The sequence below is a fragment of the Flavisolibacter tropicus genome (assembly GCF_001644645.1).
Classification (GTDB): Bacteria; Bacteroidota; Bacteroidia; order Chitinophagales; family Chitinophagaceae; genus Flavisolibacter; species Flavisolibacter tropicus.
This window is the reverse complement of record NZ_CP011390.1, coordinates 3366009-3387298: the sequence shown is the minus strand read 5'-3', so window position 1 is coordinate 3387298 and position 21290 is coordinate 3366009. Positions and strand designations below refer to the sequence as shown.

14 protein-coding genes are annotated in these 21290 nt (G+C 42.2%); all 14 read left to right on the top strand.

Annotated features, from left to right (window positions below; genetic code table 11):
- Positions 1 to 6: 6 nt before the first annotated feature.
- The 14 genes from SY85_RS14230 (at position 7) to SY85_RS14165 (ending at position 21061) form a co-directional block, all read left to right on the top strand.
- Complete coding sequence (locus SY85_RS14230) at positions 7 to 1509, top strand: glycoside hydrolase family 28 protein (protein ID WP_099459389.1); 1503 nt, start codon at positions 7 to 9, stop codon at positions 1507 to 1509.
- Entirely contained in the window at positions 1502 to 3190 is a 1689-nt protein-coding gene (locus tag SY85_RS14225; RefSeq protein WP_066405576.1) for a glycoside hydrolase family 88/105 protein, read from the top strand. Before SY85_RS14230 ends, SY85_RS14225 begins: the two co-directional genes overlap by 8 nt.
- 6 nt (positions 3191 to 3196) lie before the next feature.
- Positions 3197 to 5599 (top strand): CARDB domain-containing protein, encoded by a 2403-nt coding sequence (locus SY85_RS14220; RefSeq protein WP_148661203.1) that lies wholly within the window; start codon positions 3197 to 3199, stop codon positions 5597 to 5599.
- A gap of 196 nt (positions 5600 to 5795) precedes the next feature.
- Positions 5796 to 6848 carry a LacI family DNA-binding transcriptional regulator gene (locus SY85_RS14215; RefSeq protein ID WP_066405574.1) on the top strand — a complete coding sequence of 351 codons (1053 nt, stop codon included), beginning with the start codon at positions 5796 to 5798 and terminating at the stop codon, positions 6846 to 6848.
- Between the two features lie 248 nt (positions 6849 to 7096).
- Positions 7097 to 9667: a glycoside hydrolase family 20 zincin-like fold domain-containing protein gene (locus tag SY85_RS14210; protein ID WP_066405572.1), complete on the top strand. Its 2571-nt coding sequence runs from the start codon at positions 7097 to 7099 to the stop codon at positions 9665 to 9667.
- Entirely contained in the window at positions 9654 to 10904 is a 1251-nt protein-coding gene (locus tag SY85_RS14205; RefSeq protein WP_099459388.1) for a glycoside hydrolase family protein, read from the top strand. The genes SY85_RS14210 and SY85_RS14205 overlap by 14 nt, the downstream gene beginning before the upstream one ends.
- A gap of 97 nt (positions 10905 to 11001) precedes the next feature.
- Positions 11002 to 13836, top strand: a complete 2835-nt coding sequence (locus SY85_RS14200; protein ID WP_066405570.1) for a TonB-dependent receptor — start codon at positions 11002 to 11004, stop codon at positions 13834 to 13836.
- A 256-nt stretch (positions 13837 to 14092) separates the two neighbouring features.
- Entirely contained in the window at positions 14093 to 14869 is a 777-nt protein-coding gene (locus tag SY85_RS14195) for a glucosamine-6-phosphate deaminase (RefSeq protein ID WP_066405565.1), read from the top strand.
- A 27-nt stretch (positions 14870 to 14896) separates the two neighbouring features.
- Entirely contained in the window at positions 14897 to 15793 is an 897-nt protein-coding gene (locus tag SY85_RS14190; RefSeq protein WP_066405563.1) for a phytanoyl-CoA dioxygenase family protein, read from the top strand.
- 248 nt (positions 15794 to 16041) lie between these two features.
- Complete coding sequence (gene murQ, locus SY85_RS14185; protein ID WP_066405561.1) at positions 16042 to 16857, top strand: N-acetylmuramic acid 6-phosphate etherase; 816 nt, start codon at positions 16042 to 16044, stop codon at positions 16855 to 16857.
- A gap of 3 nt (positions 16858 to 16860) precedes the next feature.
- Positions 16861 to 18153, top strand: coding sequence for a sugar MFS transporter (locus SY85_RS14180; protein ID WP_066405556.1), 1293 nt, complete (start codon positions 16861 to 16863; stop codon positions 18151 to 18153).
- Positions 18154 to 18166: 13 nt separating this feature from the next.
- Entirely contained in the window at positions 18167 to 19456 is a 1290-nt protein-coding gene (locus tag SY85_RS14175; protein WP_066405555.1) for an MFS transporter, read from the top strand.
- A 10-nt stretch (positions 19457 to 19466) separates the two neighbouring features.
- A complete protein-coding gene (locus SY85_RS14170) occupies positions 19467 to 20288 on the top strand; it encodes a sugar phosphate isomerase/epimerase family protein (protein WP_066405554.1) in 822 nt (273 codons plus the stop codon).
- Positions 20285 to 21061 carry a phytanoyl-CoA dioxygenase family protein gene (locus SY85_RS14165; RefSeq protein WP_071890992.1) on the top strand — a complete coding sequence of 259 codons (777 nt, stop codon included), beginning with the start codon at positions 20285 to 20287 and terminating at the stop codon, positions 21059 to 21061. The genes SY85_RS14170 and SY85_RS14165 overlap by 4 nt, the downstream gene beginning before the upstream one ends.
- Positions 21062 to 21290 lie beyond the last annotated feature (229 nt).

Here is a 21290-nt window from a genome sequence, read left to right as displayed (position 1 = left end):
TATTGTATGCGTAGTTCTTTATTGGGTATTGTACTGCTTCTTGCTGGCTTTGGCGCCCGCGCAGAAATATATGATGTTACTTCTTTTGGAGCAAAGGGTGATGCTACTTCCGATAACGCGGCCTTTATTCAGCGAGCCATCGATTCGTGTACCAAAACAGGAGGCAAAGTTTATTTCCCTGCCGGTACATTTTTAACGGGCACGTTGGTTTTAAAAAGCAATGTGGTGTTAAGTCTTTCTAGTGGTGCTATTATAATGGGTCATACCGATCTTAAAAAATATCCCTACCAGGATGGGGGTATTCGATTCTATGGAGAACTATGGGCAAGACAAAGCCTGATCTTTTGTAAGGGACAGGAGAATGTGGGTATAGAAGGTTTGGGTACTATCGATGGGCAGGGCGCAATGTTCCCTGTAACAACTACGGTAAAGCCCGATCGTTATAAAAACCGACCCTACCTGCTATGGTTTGTGGGATGCAAAAATGTATCAGTAAAAGATGTGCAGTTACGCAATTCCGCATTTTGGATGCAGCATTATTTAGGATGTGAATACGTGCTCATTGATGGTGTCAAGATCTGGAACCATTCCAACAAGAATAACGACATGATGGATATTGATGGTAGCAAATACGTAAGAATCAATAATGTAACAGGCGATTCGGACGATGATGGTATCACGATTAAAAGTACATCTACATTGGTCTCAGAAAACATAACCATCACCAACTGTATCGTTAGCAGTCATTGCAATGCAATCAAATTCGGTACAGAATCCACCGGTGGTTTTAGAAATGTTACTATTGATAATTGTGTGATCAAGCCATCAAAACAAACCACCACGATCTATGGAAGACCTGCTGGTATTAGCGGTATTTCACTGGAAGTGGTAGATGGCGGTATCATGGAAAACATTGCCATCAGTAATATTGTTATTGAAGGTCCACAAGTTCCTTTGTTTATGCGCTTGGGCAATCGTGCAAGAAAGCATATCGATGAAGCAGCAGAGCCCCAAGTGGGCAAAATAAAGAACGTGACTATTGCTAATATCATTGCTACGGGTGCCGATACAATTGGTTGTTCATTTTCTGGTATAGATGGTTATCCCATTGAAGGTATTTCGTTAAGCAATATCAGTATTGAAACAAGTGGTGGCGGCACAACCAGTGAAATGTATAGAACCATTGAGGCAAAAGAAAAAGACTACCCCGAAGCCTATATGTTTGGACACTTGCCGGCTTACGGATTCTATATCAGCAATGCTAATGATGTAAAACTCTCCGATATAAAGATCCGTTCCAAAGCAGTAGACTACAGGCCTGGTGTAGCTATTACAAAAACAGAATTGTTTTCACTTTCCGGTATCGACGCTCAATCGTCAAATAGTACTGATGCGGTGATTTATATCACCAATAGCAACAATGGATCTATAAAGAATAGTACTAAGCTCTTTCCTTTCCGTCGTTATATACTGAAGGATAAGACGTCTAAAAACATTTCCAATGATTAAAGTTTTTGGAGCCACATTTTTCTCTTGCTTCGTTCTGTCCACTATGTTAGTTGCACAGGATAGCACCGCATTGTTATTGGCGAAAAAAGTGGCTGATAAGGTCATTCGGGAAACAGCTTTTGAACTGCAACTAGTGCCGCAGGAAGCACAGTTAGGCATGCAGGTGATCAATTTCAGACACATAGCACCGCAGAAAGGCCAGGTGGCATATGCATTTCAGCAAGCTTATGCTACGGGTAATCGGGCAGCCAATTTTGGTATTAATAGCAGTGGTAACGTAAAGGTGTGGGTGAATAAAAAGCTGGTGTATCAACAGAACGAAGGCAAAGCTGGTAATCCGCAGGAGATTGCCTATGGCAGGTTTGAGTTTGATCATGCATTTGCAGCTGATCTTACAAAAGGCCAAAATGAGATACTGGTTTCTTTTGAAGGAGGCACCGGTGATCCCATCATTTTTATTCGGCCGGTACTGGATAATAAAGATGTAGATGATGCTGTAAAGTTTGATGATGCGGCCAAAGGCGATTGGCGCATGGCAGTATTCCCTGCTACATATTCGTTTCAGCCAACAGAGCCTTTACGAACACATTATGCAGCTGGTGAAAAAATAATAGCCTGGCAGGCAGCTCCGGAAGCGTTTCTTTCTGAATTAAAGATCAATTCGAATGCTACTTATAAGCGCGACTCGTATGCTGACTGGAACTATGCCAACGGCGCTACCTTATGGAGTATGATGGCGCTGGAAGATGAACGTTATACGCAGTTTGTAAAAAAGTACAGCCAGTTTATTATAGATAATAACGCCTTCTTTAAATGGCAGTACGATTCATTGTCCGCTTATCGTGGAAGCTTTCATCGCATGTTCCGTTTATCCATGCTGGATGATAGTGGCACACCTTCTTTACCATTAGTAGAGTTATATCTTAAAAACAAAGACAGTGCTTTACGACATCTGATTGATCCCATTGCCAACTATGTAAGCAACGGGCAGATTCGTTTGGAGGATGGTACTTTCTGTCGCCCAGAGCCTATAAACTTTACCGTATGGGCTGATGACCTGTTTATGAGTGTGCCTTTCTTGTTGCGCATGGCACGCATTACAGGCGAGCAGAAGTATTATGATGATGCGGCCAAACAAGTGGTCAACTTTAGAAAATATTTGCTGGATACGAATGGTCTTTATAAGCATGGTTGGTTTAGTCATACACAAGAAAGGTCCAAAGCTTATTGGGGAAGAGCCAACGGATGGATTGTGTGGGCCACAGCAGAATTATTAACCTGGTTGCCAACATCTCATAAGGAGTATAAAACGGTTCTGTCAATGTTCAAAGAGCATATAGGCAAATTGGTTACTTACCAGGAGCCCAATGGTATGTGGCATCAGCTGCTGAATAGAAAAGATTCTTATGAAGAAACTTCTTGCACAGCCTTATTCACTTTGGCTATAGCCAGGGGAGTGCGTAAAGGATGGCTGCCTAAAGACTATAAGAAGTATGCTGTTAATGGATGGAATGCGGTAAAAAGCAAGATCGATGAAGATGGTACGGTGCATGGAATATGCCGGGGTACAGAGATTGGCTTTGATGATGCGTTTTATATGAACCGTCCAACCATAGATCACGATCCGCGCGGGCTAGGTGCTGTGATTACAGCTGGTGTTGAAATTTCTAAACTTAAATAAGAGTCCTTGAAATACTTAGTTGCTATATCGCTGTTCGCTGTAGTAGGTATTTGCGCGTGTACTACGCAGCGGGCCCTTCCAACATCGACTGATTTATCAGCATCCATAGAGATGGATACAATGGCAGTAAAGCAATATGCAGCGGGATTGGAAAAACAGTTGCAAACAAATGCTGGTGATAGTAGTACTGCAAAGCAACTTCGCCTGGCTAATAACTATCTGCAGGCCTGCTCTTATTTTGAAGGTGCAGGTTGGTCATGGGCGGTAAAGGCAACCGGCTTAAGTGCTATCAAACGGTATTATGTAGCAGCCGACATGCTAAAGGAAATTGTTGCTGATCCATCTAACCCGCTTTATTACAAAGCCCTCTACTTACGAGGAAGGCTTCATTACTGGTTGGGCAAAGAGGATAGGACCTTTTATCCGGATACGGTATCTGAAAAGCATTTCACACTCTTGTCGTCTAAATTTCCCGATCACTCAATCTTACAGATGTATAGAGGGACGCTAGTTCCATTTGCTATAGGTGTTGATCTGAAGCCTGTGGACGGTGCACCTTTATGGGCTGTTTACCAGCGTGAGGCCATGTACCGGATGTTGCATATCATCAACTGGTGGGTAAAGGAAAAGCAAACAGCAAATGGTGAACTGGGAGGTAAGTATGGTGACGATGTAGAAATATTGAGGTGGTGGCTCCCTGCTATTCTAGGTGCTGATGATAGTACCGCCACACTAGGCTATACAAGATTAGCTGATGGTGTTTGGAATAGTGAAATATTAGAGCGTGGATTCGCCAAAAGAGTGGATGATGTAGAACACTCCGCAGAATTGTTTAGAGATACACATCCAGCGATGTTTCTTATTAAATACGGCGATCCGGAATATGTGGAAAGATGTATGTATAGCATGCAAAATTTTACAGGCGTCTGGACCGGCCTGACCCCACGAGGCCATCGTCATTTCAAATCTTATTATTTGTCGGCAACACAGGTGCGGGAAGAGGAGCCTTATGGTGTGGATGTGCCGCTGAATGCAAGAGCTGTCCTGCCAGGATTGTGGCTTGCCTGGTACAATAAAAATCCCCAACTATTGCAGTCTTTTTCAGAATGGTGTAATGCCTGGGTTGAAGATGCTGAAAGAGAAGAAAATGGTAAACCTGCAGGTGTATTTCCGGCAGCAATAGCATTTACATCGGACAAGATAGGCGGGTATACTGGTACTTGGTATGATGCCAACTTAACGTATCCCTATTATCGATGGGAAAGTCTTGGCCATGTAGGTGAATTGTATAATCATTTGCTGGGCATGTATGCTATTACCCGGAATGAAAATTTTTTAAGGCCCTTGCAATCGGTTGTGAAAATCATGCAGGATAGTACCAGGCACGCAAGCCAAAGCAACCCCGGATCTTTTGAATGGGTGAAGGACAACCTGTCTGGTAATTCAAATGAAGGAAGTGAGGATAAGCATCCCTTGTCTAAACTATTTGCCATGGCTAAAAAGGTAACAACCATTCCCGCATTTGATAATCTGGTGTTGCAATATGGGCAGCCTTATAACAAATATGATATCAGCAACAATCAAGAAGAGATCATAAAAGGATTTGGAGAGTTGTTGAATTCACTGCGTTATAATTTCCCTTTGTTAACCAGCGAAGTGAAGTTTACTGATAGGGTGTATGTGCCGGGTAGTAACCTGTTGTTTGGCATGTATACTGGACATTTTGGTAGTGGCTTTGAGTATCCTGCTTTAGTGGCTACGTGGAAAAATACAGGTGCTGACGTGTCTGTTTTTGTACGTAGAGGCAATACCACTTCAGCTACGGTGTCTTTGTTTAATGCTGGAAAACAAAAACAGGTGGAGATGCGCACCTGGTTAGTAGCACCGGGACTTTATAAGCTAAAAGCAGGTATTGATACCAATGATGATGGTGTTATAGATGAATTGAAAACGGATAAAGAAATCGTGTTGGTAGAAAGCGTTAATACTATATCACTTGACGTTCCCTCTAAAATGAATTGGGTGGTTTCTCTTGAGCAGATAAGCACTGCTGCAAATACAAATACCACAGTAGCAGACCTGGCTATTGCAGACAGAGATATTCAATTGCCGAGTGCAATTGTGCCAGGCCAGACAATAGAAGTAACAGCTACTGTTCATAATATAGGTAACCTGATAGCGCAGGATGTGGAAGTTCATTTGATTGTTGATGGAAAGAAAGTCGATAGTAAAAAGATCGATGCTATTGAAGCGCCTAATGACCTGCATCCAAGAATGAAAGAAGTGAAATGGCAGTGGTTGGCACAACGTGGTAGGCACAGCATAACTATAGAAGTAGACACAAAGCAAAAGGAGATAACCAAACAGAATAATCATGCTGTGCGCATGGTGTCTGTTAAGTCGAAGTAGATAGAAGATAACATCTCGTTGTATTCTTAAGCAACTAGTTAAACGTTTCTCCTAACTATTTTAAATTGCATCAATAAATGCACTCCTTTTTGATGTGAAGAAATGTGTGGTGTTCGTTTCAAATGTATTCCAGCAGTTTAAAACGTTGCGCTTCCCATTCTGTGTATTTAATAATTGAAGATCAATAGTAACGTACATGAAGAAAAAAGCTCAGGAACCTTTCGGTGTTAAGGAAATTGCAAGAAGAGCAAATGTATCCATTGGTACTGTAGACCGCGTTATCCATAACAGGGAAGGTGTGTCTGAAAAGACACGTGAGAAGATCAATGAGATCATAAAGGAAATGAACTACCAGCCAAATGTTTTGGCAAGCCGGCTGGCGTCAAAGAAGGTATTTGAAATTGCTGTACTTATTCCGCATATATCTAAAGAAACCGATTTCTGGGAAGGCCCATTAAAAGGTATACAGCGGGCTGAGGCAGAAATTAAAAGGTACGGCATATCGGTAACTACCTATTTTTTTGATCTGAAGGATCGGGAATCCTTTATTAAACAGGCAAAAAAAGTAATTGCTAAAAAGCCAAATGGTGTTTTGTTATCACCCTTATTCAACGAAGAGGCATCCGGTTTTGCAAATGCCTGTAAGGCAAAAGATATCTCTGTTGTTGTAATTGATACGCCTTTGTCAGATCAGCAGGGACTTTGTTACATAGGCCCGGATATGTATCACAGTGCTTACCAGGCGGCGCACCTGATTGATTTTGGAACAGCTAATAAATCAAAGATCCTGTTCTTGAATATCTCAGAAGCTGAAATGGATAGCCAGGTGGAAAAAGGCTTTAAAGATTATTTTAAGGATAATAATAAAAAGGCGGATATCACTACGTTAAGTATTCGTCAGACAAACGCCCGCTCGGTTGAAAAACAACTATCAACCCTGTTTGCAGAACAAAAAGAGATCAAGTCGATTTTTGTAACCAATTCAAGGGTTTCTGCTGTTGCTGCTTTTCTTGTGAAGTCGGGCATTGAGGATGTGTTGTTGATTGGCTACGATATATTGAAAGAGAATGTAAAATACCTTGAAAGCGGCACCATCGATTTCTTGATTTCCCATAAGCCTGAAGAGCAGGGGTACCGCGCTATAATGACGCTTTACCAAACACTGGTTATGGGTGCCGATATTGAAAGTCTCACCTTCATGCCTATTGATATTATCACGCGTTATAACTATACATTTTATACCAACTAATGGTCTCTGATACCGGTAAGACATGCTTGTAGAAACCTATTTACAAATAAATAGTAAGCAGTTATTGTCAACTATATTTAAATATTAGAAAAAAAGTTGCTACTTATCGTGTACGTTAACGGAAATTAATGTTACATTAGTGAAGTAAACGATTTTGTTAAACGAACGATTGCTTTAATCCACGCTTATACATGTTAATACTGTGCCTGCTGGTACAGTCAAATTGATTCATTTCTCAAAGCCAGGTAATGAAGAAGGGATGCTATATATACTTGTTACTGTCACTTGTTCTTTTGCTACAGGATACTGTTGTAGCTGCTAAAGAGTTGCCGGTATTGCCGTATCCACAATACGTACAAACAAGTAATAGCCAGGTAGCAATTTCTTCAAACCTCTCCCTTAATTTCCGCTTAGTAAATAAAGATGTAGTCAATAGGCTTTCGGAGCACTGGATGGCCTTTCGTTCTAAAACAGCACCTTCATTAAAAGCTGTTACCTCCATTAACGTGGGGATCCTGGGTAAGGATAAAAAGTTTGATGCCGAGGTGATGAAATACGCGGCCTCACGTATGGATAAGATTGGTAAAGAGGGTTATGTATTAGTAATAAATAAGAAACAAAGCATACTGGCTGCCAATACTGAAACAGGTCTTTTCTATGGCTTGCAAAGTCTTAAACAATTAATTCGCGCCAGCTGGAACAAGGAAGTGAATATAGTAGACTGGCCATCCTTTCCCAACCGCGTGATCTTTGATGACATCAGCCGCGGTCCTATATCTACTGTTAATTATATTAAAGAACAGATTGAACGTATGGCCGAAATAAAGGTCAATGGCCTCTCTTTTTATATTGAGCATGTCGTTCAACCTCTTTCCCACCCGGACTTTGCTCCTGATAGCGGTAAGCTGACCATACCTCAAATAAAAGAACTGTCTGCCTATGCTACCAAGCATCACATACAGTTGATAGGTAGTTTTCAGTCCTTTGGTCATTTCGAAAAAATACTGTCGCTTCCTCAATACAAATCCATGGGTGAAACTTCCACATTGATTTCGCCGCTTGATCCCAAAGCCAGAAAGTTTCTGGAAAATGTTATTGGCGAATTATGTGATGCCTTCGGATCACCTTATTTTAATGTGAACTGCGATGAAACCTTTGATCTGACAAAAGGCCGCTCTAAAAAATACATTGACAGTATAGGTGCAGCAAGGTTTTACGCCGATCATCTGAAGTTCTTATATGATATTGTAAAGCGACACAATAAACAAATGATAATGTGGGGCGATGTGGCATTGCAACATGAAGAAGTATTGGATATGCTACCAAAGGATGTCATCTACGGGACCTGGGAGTATAGCGAGAACAAATCCTACGACAAATTGATTCTTCCTTTTAAAAAACGCGGCTTACAATTCATGGTTTGTCCCGGTATTTTGAATTCCTACCGGATGTTTCCCGATATGACAATGGCAAGTTCAAACATCAGGTATTTTGTTAACGACGCCGCAAAGCATGGTGCCGCTGGTGTTATTACCACTGTCTGGGACGATGGCGGAACTTATCTTTTCTCTGGCGACTGGTACGGTGTATATGTAGCGGCAGATAAAAGCTGGAATGCAGATCCCAAATGGGAAAGTTCATTTGATAACCGATATGAAAAAGCGGCTTATGGAACGGACAATGGCGCTTATGTAAAGGCCTTGAATAAACTGATGGAGCTAAGAGCGCTTCCTATCACTTATAACCTGAATGACCAGGTATGGCGACAAAAGATTCTGCCGGATAGCGGACAACAACTGATTGTAAACAATACATCTGCTAAAGACGCTCTTACCATTATTACAGCTGCCGACCAATTATTGGCAGCTGCCAATCCCCAAAGCCATAGAACTGATATTAGCACACTGCAATTTGGCATCGATCAATACCGTCTAATTATCGATACAAGAATTCAGCTGGCAGATGTAGCACAGAAATATTATAAAGCCGTTAGTCTATCCAATGCAACACCTCAAAATAGCATAGCTGTTTTAATGGAAGCAGATAAGAAGGTAATGGAAATTGCACTTCGGCACCTGCTACTAAAGGAGCAATTTCGAACAGCCTGGTTAAAAGAAAATCAGCCTTACTCGTTGAATGTGGTACTGGATAGCTATGACAAACGAATTAATGATTTAAAACAGCTTTCTGGTAATCTTCATGCGGCCATTACAGCTTTGAAAGCAAAGACCAAATTGCCAGAAGTTTCTCATGTTCGTCTTAATATCAAAGAAAGCCCGGAATATTATTTTCAGAACTGGATGTTCGGTGGACCATTTCCTTTCTCATCAAAAGATAAGATCCCCGATTTTTTATACTCAGAGAATACGGAATACAATAAGCCGCCCATACCAGGTGATTTTATACACTACCAGGGCATAGCGTACCGTTGGCAAAAATATGCTTCACAGGATGGTGGCGTAATTGATCTTGACGAAAATTATAAATCCCCCAACTCTTCACTGGTATATGCTTACTGCAACATCACGGTAGAACATCCGATAACAGTAAAGGCTTTTTTTGCGGCGTATGATGGCGGAGAGATCTTCTGCAATGGAGAAAATGTTTTTAGCAGTATAAACGGCGGACAGCCAGATGGTGAGGAAAGATCCATGACGCTTACCTTAAAGGCAGGAGTAAATCACCTGTTGATGAAGCTGCCCAAAAAAGAAGGCCATCCCTGGACATTCACCTTCCGGCTTGATAAAGACTTATCTGTAACAACTCATAAACACAAATATCAACTCAATCCTAAAAAAACTACTTATGAAGCGGATTAAGCAATGGATGTTTTCACTCGGCACAGGTTCACTCATGCTGATGTCAGTAAGTGGCTATTCACAGGTTAAAAAGGAAGATCTGAAAATTGCCATTAAACAATCCGCCGATTATATAGCCAATACGGTTTTAGATAAAGAAGGAAAGTCAAAATGTGATTATAACCTTACAGAAGGTAAGTGGTACGATTATGAAGTGCCTTGGCATACAGGACAGGCCGTATATGCCTTATTGGCTGCCTACAAACAAACGGGTAACAAAGCTTATTTGCAGGCTGCTAAAAAAGGAGGCGATTATTGGGTTGGTATGGAAATAAAAGATCAATCCGTGCTGAAGGGAATGGTTGCTGCAAAGCATGGCGATGTAATAGGAGAAGACTTTATCGTATTTGCTACCGTATCAGATGGCACGCCGGGTATCTATGAGTTAAGCCGTGTTACAAAAGATCAGAAATACGCCAAAGTAGCTACTTCAGCTGCTGCATGGATGTTGAATAATATGTACTATGCTGAAGCGGGCGTATGTTATGATAATATTGATGCAAAGACCGGCGAGGTGCTGAAAGAGAAAAGCCCTTTCTGGAAAGATAAGCCCAATCAAAAGCTATTCGATGTTTCCCGCCCTAATACAGAAGGATGGTTATTCATGGATGCTTACGAGTTTTCTGGAGACAATAAATTCAAAGAAGCCTACATCAACCTATGTAATAGCTTAGTAGAGAAGCAGGGCAAGGAAGGGGTATGGATGCAGTTCATGCCAAACTTTATAGAAGAACAATCATTCCATCCACGCTTTTCACTATGGTATGCCGAATCTTTAGTAAAAGGTTACGAACTGACAAAGGATAAAAGATATTTAGATGCTGCAGCCAATACAGCAAGAACCTTTGCTAAAGCCCAATTGAAAGACGGAACTATTTTCTATGATAATTACTTAAATGGCAGACAGCCCGATAAAGGTTCAGCCACCGGTTCGTCCGTAGCCTTTGCCGGTATATTATGGATGCAGCTTTCTAAATACGGTTATAAAGAGTTTGAACAAAACATCGAAAGATCAGCGGTGTGGCTCATGAATAACCGCTACGATGTAAAGCATCCCGATCCTAACCTGCGAGGTGCTGTACTGGAAACAAGAACCCGCCTTCGCAATGGCAAGGTATGGTTAGTAAACAGGGATATTGGAACCAGTTTTGGCCTTCGCTTCTTAACAGACTACTTAAAATTCAAATACGGAGCGTAAGGAGTCAAATTAACCTCACCACGTATCACTACACAGCTTGCTATATTCTAATCAACTACATACTCATTAATTCTTTCACCAACTAAACTTCTGTTAAATGAAACAATGGATTCAGAAATCCCTGACGGCAATTTTGCTGTTCATACTATTGTGCACTGGTTACTCCATCACTGCGGTTGCCCAGAGCGGAAATGGACACGTAAAAGGACAAATTACTGATGCTGACGGAGGACCATTGCCGGGCGCCTCTATTTTGATCAAAGGAACAAACCAAGGTGTTACCAGCGATCTGGCCGGAAACTTCACTTTCTTGAATATAACGCCGGGCAAACATGTACTGGTTGCCAACTACATGGGTTTTAAGCCTATGGAAATAGAGGTAATAGTGAAAAATGGTGAAACCGTTAATACGAAAGTGAAGCTTAGCTCCAATGTAGCAAGCCTCCGTAATGTAACGATCTCTTCTTTCCGTGAAGGGCAGCAAAAAGCGTTGAACCAGCAACGGAATGCTGATAATATTAAACAAGTTATCTCTGCGGATCTAATGGGACGCTTTCCGGATCTGAATGTGGCTGAAGCTTTGCAACGTCTGCCAGGTGTAACTATTGGTCGTGAGCAAGGCGAAGGTTCTACCGTTCAATTAAGAGGTACGCCTGGAAACTTCACTAACATCAACGTAAACGGTGAGCAGATAATGGGCTCAAGAGAAGAGGGACAACGTAATGCTCAATTGGATCTGGTGCCTGCCAATATTCTTTCTTCAATGGAAGTTATTAAAACCTTGACTCCAGATCAGGATGGTGATGCCATTGCGGGCGCCATCAATTTAAAAACACCTACAGCCACCAGCCTGAAATCTCGTTTGTCCCTTGATCTGGGTGGCGGCTTTAATAATTTGCGAAAGAAGTTTAATGGTATTGGTAGTGCCAATTTTGGAAAACGTTTCTTTAGTACAGATCAACTTCCAAATGGAAAGTTGGGTGTTGCCCTTTCTGCCAGCTACTACAAAACAGTTAATGGCTATGATGAATTGAATGCCCAGGTTTGGCAGGAGAAGAACTTCAATGATGGTAAAGGAACCATTTTATTCCCTACTGATATTCGTCTGCTTTACCTGGAGAATGAGCGTACACGTAAGGGTACTGCTGCAACAGTTGACTACAGCTTCAACCCTACTACTTCTTTAGTAGCTAACGTAACCTATAATGAGCTGGATAATGAAGCTACCCGCTATCGCAAGCGTACGCGTATGCAAACAGCTAATACTACCAAAACAGCTACCGGCCCTTATACTACTACAAAAGGACGTTCTTACAATGAGCTCATGGAAAGAACCATGGATAACGCTAACCTGAACTTTAGCCTGGAGGGTGAAACAGCCATTAAAAAGGTAAAACTGGATGCAGGATTATTCTATACCACTACACAACTGGAGCAGGAAGCCAATACATATAATTTCATCACCGGTAATATTCCGTTGACAATTGATAACTTATCTGGCGACTATATCCAGGCGGTTAGTACCAGCGATTGGAAAAACAATGGTTCCTTATTTACGTACAATACTATTGAGGGTAACAACTTCAATACCAAGGGTCGCAACTTTGTAGGCCGCTTAAATATGACGCTTCCTTACAAGTGGGGTAATAACGATGCTACGTTTAAAGCAGGCGTTAAGACAAAGAGCATGCAAAATGATCGCTACCGTCCGGCAAGTACGTTTGTTGCCAATTACTCAGGTACTGCTGCCAATGGAAGCTTGAACAACTTCCTGGGTGAAGAAGAACTTTCTGACGATCTGTTAGATGGTCACCTGAATTTTGGCAGAGCGGTAAACAAAGACGCTACTATTAACTATTTCAAAAACAACCAAGGCCAGTTTACGTTTAGCCCCAATCTTACAGCTGTTAGCATCGCCACCTATTTCTATGATGCTACAGAGAATGTAACATCGGGTTATTTAATGAACCGCGTTCAGTTCAATAAGCTGATGTTGTTAGGTGGTTTGCGTGTAGAGCGCACCTCTGTGGATTATGATGCCAATCTTGTGAACCAGGATGCTGCAGGTAATCTTACATCTTCTGTGCCTTCAAATAAAACAAATTCATACACCAAGTTTTTGCCAAACCTGCAAACCAAATATGATATCTCTAAGAACACGTTGATTCGCGGAGCACTATCATTTGGATATTCAAGACCAAACTTCCCTGACCTGGTGCCAAGCCGCGTGGTGGCCATTTTAAACCAAACAGTGACAGATGGCAATCCTGAATTACAGCCTGCATTTGCCAGAAACCTGGACTTCTCTTTTGAGCATTACTTGAAGAACCTGGGTATTTTGTCAATTGGAGCCTTCCATAAGAATATTGACAAGTTCCAGTACCTAAGCGTGGTTACACTTAAAGGAGACGAGTTTGAAGGGGCTAACCAATACCAGAATTGGATATATTCCAAAACGTATAATGGTAATACCGCCAAAGTGTATGGTTTGGAATTGAATGCACAGGCCAACCTTACTTTCTTGCCAGGCGTTCTTAAAGGCATATCTCTGTATGCAAACTATACCTATGCACATTCAAAAGCAGATGCACAATTGAGAAAGGGTTTAAGATTGCCAGGACAAGCTGAACATACAGCCAATGGATCACTTTCGTATAACTACAAAGGCTTTACGCTTCAGGGAAATGTTAACTATAATGGGTCCTATACCGTTTCATTGGGCGCTAATGATGCCAGCGATGTGATCCGCAATGATCGTGTTCAGGTAGATTTGAATACCTCACTAAAATTATCAAAAAGAGTAACCGTGTATGCTGAGGTGGTGAATTTAACCAACGCCCCTCAGATTGATTACTTCGGTGATCGCTCAAGAATCTACACATTACAATACTATTCTTTCTCTGGAAGAACCGGTGTGAAAATGAGATTCTAAAACATAAATTAATCCATCTGCTTATTGCTTTCAGTCTGAGGAGAGCGTTGCGGTCTGCCACGGTTTTTAGCTCTGACTACTTGTCGGGAAACGGCTTAGTAACCGTGGCAGACTTAGATACGTTATTTGGCAAGCTGAAAGTAATAAGCGGGATTAAAATAAAACATCATCACAGACCAAGGTTTACAGCCTTCTTGTATTCCTCAATTGAGAGACACTATTCGATACCAAATTCCGTATACATAAGTTTATAATCATGACAGAACTAACAGTGGATAAGTTACAAGTGCGCGTTTATAATAACAGGGAAGAAATGGGAAACTTCTCGGCAAAGATGGCTGCAAACAAGATTAGAACTTTATTAGAGCAGCAGCCTTTCGTAAATATCATTTTTGCAGCAGCGGCTTCACAAAATGAATTTCTGGATGCCTTATCAAAAGAACCGCTAGAATGGAGCCGGATCAATGCTTTTCACATGGATGAATACATCGGATTGCCCGACGGTCATCCGCAATGTTTTGGTACCTTTCTGAAACATCGGATCTTTGACAAAGTACCTTTTCACCAGGTACATTATTTGAAGGGAAATGTAACGGATATCCAAGCAGAATGCGAGCGGTATGCAGCACTGCTGGAACAAAACCCGGTAGACATTACCTGTATGGGAATCGGGGAGAATAGCCACCTTGCGTTCAATGACCCACACGTGGCAGACTTCAATGACAAAAGCCAGGTGAAAGTAGTGGACCTTGATGAGGCCTGTAAACAACAACAGGTAAATGAAGGCTGTTTTGAAAGTGTGGAGCAGATACCAATCAATGCGCTAACGCTTACTATACCAGCCTTATTAAAAGCGAACTACATATTCTGTATGGTGCCTGGTCCCACAAAAGCCAAGGCTGTTTATCATACCTTGGAAGATGAGATAACAGAACGTCATCCGTCTACGATTTTACGTACACATCCCAATGCTATTTTATTCCTGGATAAGGAAAGCGCAGCCTGTGTACAACCAGTTGCAGTTTCTTATTAACTTACTAATTCATCTAAACGCAATAGTATGGAAACAATTCAGGTACAAGATCTATCTAAAGTACATCGATTAATTTCCAATATGTTCAAATGGCCGTCTTCGGCAGCCGAATGGGAACAATATAAATTATCAAAAGAGCAGATTGAGTTTTATAATGAATATGGATATGTCAGCAATATTAAGTTGTTGGATGAAGAGCAGATTGAGAAACTGAAAGAAGAATTAGCTGAGATTGCAGATCCTTCACATCCGGGTAACTCGCTGTTTTACCAGTTTGCTTCCAATGAATCGTCCGATCCAAATACTGTTTTGTTTCATGCACTGGGTGCATGGCGCATTACCGAAGGTTTTCATGACATCCTTTGGAACCCTGCTTTTGTGATGGCCGCTAGCCAGCTTTTTGGCGATCGTGGTGTACGGTTCTGGCACGACCAGCTTTTCTGCAAGCCAGCCTTACACGGTGGTGTTGTGGCCTGGCACCAGGATTATTCCTACTGGACCCGTACAACACCATTGCAACATCTGACTTGCTGGGTGGGCCTGGACGATGCTACCGTAGATAACGGCTGTTTGTATTATGTGCCTTACAGTCAAAACTGGGGATTGTTGGATAAGCCGGAATTGGCCGGTGATATGGAAGGGTTAATGGAGTATTTAACGGACGAACAGAAAGAACAATTTAAACCCATACCTATTGAATTGAAAAAAGGCCACGCCGCTTTTCATCATCCCTTAATGGTGCATGGTTCGTATTCCAACAAATCGCCAATGGCGCGACGCGCGTTTGTGCTGAATGTGTTTGCAGATGGTACCTTATCTAATTCGGATAATGAATTATTGCCAACAACACCCAGTATTGCTAAAGGTCAGAAAATGGAAGGGCAGTTTTACCCGCTTTTATTTGATCCGGCAACAGTGAGGTAAGACTAGTTTCAATTGCAGCGTTCGTAGTAAAGTTTACTTGTTCACAAATTCCAATCTACTAACAAGTGAACGTGTAAACCAGTGAACACAAGATAAAAGACTGCAGAAAGACTACAAAGGTTTGCACGCTCAGACAAATGGCTTCAACAGGCTGCAAAAACTTTTGTAGTCCATAACAAACAGGTGAACTAGTGAACTTGTAAACAAGTGAACTCATAATAAAGAATGGTGATTGAAATCAAAATAATATGCAAGCAGAAAAAATTACGGAACAACCATCTTATTATCGACATCTGGAACAGATGTCGGTTAAAGACATAGTGAAGCATATAAACGAGGAAGACAAAAAAGTGGCTCAGGCAGTAGAGAAAGTGTTGCCGCAGGTGGAAAACCTGATTGAAGCCACCGTAAAAAAGCTGGAAAAAGGTGGTCGCTTATTTTATCTTGGTGCTGGTACCAGCGGTCGTTTAGGTGTATTGGATGCCAGTGAGTGCCCACCAACATATGGTGTGCCAGCAAGCCTTGTAGTAGGCCTTATGGCGGGTGGTGATGAAGCACTACGTTTCGGTATTGAAGATGCAGAAGATGACCCCGAAGGAGGATGGCGCGATCTACAGGAGTATAATATTTCTGTAAACGATATGGTCATCGGTATTGCTGCCAGTGGTACCACACCATACGTATGGGGCGCTTTGAAGCATTGTCGCGAACAGGGTATTGAAACGGGATGCATTGTTTGTAATCCTAACTCCATCGTAGCAAAACATGCCGATTACCCTATTGAAGTGATCGTGGGACCAGAGTTTGTTACAGGCAGCACCCGTATGAAAAGTGGAACGGCGCAAAAAATGGTCCTGAATATGATCTCAACCGCTGTTATGATCAGAAGAGGACGAGTATATGATAACCGTATGGTGCATATGCAAATTTCCAATGACAAATTGGTGGATAGAGGTACAAAAATGTTGATGGAGAAAACAGGTATCATGGATTATGAGGAAGCAAGGGGACTCCTGTTAGAATTTGGTAGTGTTCAATCGGCAGTAGAAAAAATAACAAAGTAAATTATGACTTTATCAGTCAATGCGCCATTGGTTGTTTCCAAAGAGGAAAGTAATGGTAGAAAAATTGTAATTATCGGTGCGTTCTTTTTCATTTTTGGATTTGTCACCTGGATAAACGGCACCTTGATCCCTTACCTGCGTATTGCTTGCGAGTTGGAAGAATGGCAGGCGTACCTGGTAACCTTTGCCTTTTATATTTCTTACACCATCATGGCCTTGCCTTCTGGTAAATTGTTACAGCGTACCGGAATGGTAAAGGGTATGAGTATGGGCCTTGTGATCATGGCTGCAGGTTGTCTGGTATTTATTCCGGCAGCGTTGACCAGAATGTATTCCTTGTTCCTGCTAGGGCTGTTTTTTGTAGGCACGGGTCTTACCATTCTGCAATCGGCCGTTAATCCCTATGTTACCTTATTGGGCTCCCAGGGCAGTGCCGCAAAGCGCATCAGCATCATGGGCATTTGCAATAAAGTGGCTGGTATATTAGCCCCATTGGTAGTGGGCAGTATTATTTTAAAGAACTCCGATGGGTTAATTGCGGAACTGGCTAGTTTATCACCTGCAGCTAAACAACTACGGTTAGATCAGTTATCCCGCACTGTTATCTTCCCTTACGTCAGCCTTACGATTATTCTTTTACTGATTGCCATGGCTATCCGTTATGCACACCTTCCTGAAATAACGTCTGAAGTAGAAGAGGAAGAGAAGCACGATAATATCACGGATAAAAAATCAGGTGTACAAATGCAGTACCTGCTCGGCTTTATCGCTATCTTTTGTTGTGTAGGTACCGAAGTACTGGCAGGTGATACAATAGGTAACTATGGTTTATTTCACGGGCTTGGTCTTGATACCGCCAAGAATTTGGCCTCATTCACACTCGCCGGTATGATGATCGGCTACATAGGAGGTGTGCTAGGTATTCCTAAACTGATCTCTCAGCAAAAAGCATTTTATTATTCGTCTTTATTAGGATTGCTCATCACCTTAGCTATCATTTTTGTTCCGGGCAAAGCATCTATTATCTGCCTGGCAGTATTAGGTCTCGCAAATGCCTTGTTGTGGCCTGCTATATGGCCGCAGGCATTAAGCGGATTAAAAGGAAAACAACTGAACAAGGGTTCAGCTATCCTGATTATGGGTATTGCAGGTGGTGCATTATTACCCTTAGGATATGGCTGGTTAGCTAAATATTTCAACAACCAAAACGCATACTGGATTCTCTTTCCTGTTTATTTATTCCTGCTGTTTTACAGCGTTAAGGGTAAAAGACAAATGGTAACAGAAGCCGTATAAACTTTTATGAACTATGGACCAGAAAAAAGTTGGAAACTATCGATGGATCGTTTGTGCATTGCTTTTCTTCGCCACTACCATCAACTATCTCGATCGGCAGGTATTAGGCCTGTTGAAGCCGGTACTCGAAAAAGAGTTTAACTGGACAGAGACAGACTATAGCTATATCGTGATGGCCTTTACAGCTACCTATGCCATTGGTCTTGTGGTGTTTGGTCGTATTATCGACAAGATCGGTACCAAACTGGGTTATACCATTTCTATAACCATATGGAGTATAGCCGCCATGCTGCATGCTGCTGTAAAAAGTACCGTGGGTTTTGGCATCGCCCGTGCCGGTTTGGCAGCTGGTGAATCCGGCAACTTCCCTGCGGCTATTAAAACCGTAGCAGAATGGTTTCCTAAAAAGGAGAGAGCATTGGCAGCAGGACTCCTGGATTCTGGTTCTAATATTGGGGCACTGGTTGCACCTATCATTGTGCCCTGGATATTAGGTGCCTATGGTTGGCAGGAAGCCTTTATTCTTACTGGCGCCATCGGCTTTCTTTGGTTAGTGGCTTGGCGTTATTATTACAAAAAACCCATTGATCAAAAGAAACTATCAAAAGAAGAATTTAATTATATCCATAGCGATCAGGAGCCAGAATACAGCCAGGAGGAAAAGAAGAACATACCATGGATCAAGTTATTTAGTCTTAAGCCTACCTGGTCTTTTATTGCCGGTAAATTCTTTACCGATCCTATCTGGTATTTCTTTCTATTCTGGTTACCCTCTTATTTCAGTACTACATTTCATTTAGACCTGAAGAAGCCGAGTCTTCCCTTGGTCATTGTCTATACAGGGGCTACTGTAGGTGCTATAGGGGGCGGTTATCTTTCTACCTGGTTAATGAAGAAAGGTTGGACCGTAGCCAAAGCCCGCAAAATGGCGTTGTTTATTTCCGCAGTGTGCGTGCTCCCTATTATAGCCTCTCGCTACACGACCGACATGTGGATGGTGATTGCGCTTATAACATTGGCTGTAGCGGGTAATGCTGCTTGGAGTGCCAATATCTATACCATTGTTTCCGATATGCTGCCACGTAAGGCGGTAAGTTCGGTTATAGGTATCGGTGGTATGGCAGGTGCCATCGGTGGTGTTATCTTCCCTTTGTTTATAGGCGGTATCCTTGATTATTATAAAGCACTGAACAACCTAACAGCCGGCTATAATATCATCTTTTTGATTTGCGGCTTTTCGTTTTTGGTGGGCTGGTTGGTTATTCATTTCCTCACCCCTAAAATGGAACCGGTAAAGTTCTAGCAACTGTAACATGAAGTTGTTATTCTTCTGTCCTATTTGGGGCATGGCTGATCAGCCTTTAGATCAGTCCTTGCGGAAAATGAAAGCAGCAGGCTATGATGGCGTAGAGTTTGGTTGTGAGTTAAATGATAATTGTAAAGACACCTTCCTGAAGCTTTGCCAGGAGTTGGAGCTGGAGGTGATCATGCAGCAATATGGTGCAGATGGCTATTCGTTTGAAGCCTATGCTGATAATCTGAAAGCACACCTGTACTATTTAAGTGGCTTCAATCCTCTGTTTATTAATTCGCAAACGGGAAAAGACTACTTCTCGCAAGAACAGAATAAGGCCTTAATTCACCTGGCTGCTGACATCCAGCAGGAAACAGGCATAAAGATCATCCATGAAACGCATCGGGGTAAAATGGCCTATAATGCCTTGTCTACCTTGTATTATCTGCAGCATGTTGAGCCTATGCGCTTAACAGGCGACTTCTCTCATTTCTGCACCGTTTCAGAATCCTTGCTGGAAGGACAGGACGAACTACTGAATCAGATCATTCCAAGGGTCGATCATATTCATGCACGGGTAGGACATCCGCAAGGTCCACAAATCAGCGATCCAAGATTGCCTGAATGGCAGGATGCAGTCAATAAACATCTGCAATGGTGGGATGCAATCATCCAACATCATTTAAGAGCCGGCTCTCCTTATGTAACGATCACACCCGAATTTGGCCCGGCACCTTATATGCCGGCGCTGCCTTTTACTAAGCAACCAATAGCCAACCAGTGGGAGATCAATCTATACATGGTCAACTTATTAAAATCACGCTATAATTCTTTACAATGAATACACGATTCCTCACCGATAGTCAGATCGAGTTTTACAGGGAGAATGGGTATGTGGTAGTGGAAGATATTATTAAGCCAGAAGAAGTAGAGCAGTATAAAAATATCTATAACGATTTCCTTTCCGGGCAGATTGATGTAGGTGCCAAGCGCTCAGACCTGGGTGCTAACATGGGAGATAGTAAAGGGGTAGAGAACATCACGCAGATCATGTGGCCGAGTGAGTTTGTCGAGGGGTTGGTGAATATGCCCTTTCATCAGCGCGCCTTGGCTATTAGTAAAGAATTAATGGGCGCAGACTTGGCCATGGATTTTGATATGCTGATCAACAAGGCGCCGGTTACCAATACCATTACACCCTGGCACCAGGACGAAGCCTATTGGGTTAATGTGCCTGATAAGAGAGCTACCAGTTGTTGGCTGGCCTTGGATGATGCTACCGTTGAAAATGGATGCATGTGGTTTGTCCCTGGCTCCAATCAAAACGCTGTTCGCCCACATCGCTTTGCTGCTGGTAACGGTGGGGCCTTGACCTGCGATGCGTCTGAAGAAGAAGGATTAGCCGTAGAACTGAAGGCGGGTTCCTGCACCTTTCATCATGGACGTACGCTGCACTATAGCAGGGGTAATGCTACCAGTGGTCATCGCAGGGCCTTCATTGTGAACTTCAGGCCTGCTGAGATGATTCAGTTGGAAAGGGAGCTTGGATTTGATCATGGAAAAAGCGATGCATCAAAACGCGAGCTACGTAACGAAGAATTTAAAAAAGCATGAGATGATTAGCTGATTAGCTGATGTGAAGATTAGCTGATGAAAGTTGACAGGGATGGAAGAGAATTTCGAACAAGGAATGAGGAAGGATGAATGAAGAAGGAAGAAATGCTCAATAATCAATAACAAATAATTAATAATTAAAACTAAAAAGCACTCTATTGGTAGAGTGCAATTGTTAGGTAGAATAAGATTGTGTTATCAGAACCCCTTTCACGTTTCACGTTTGACG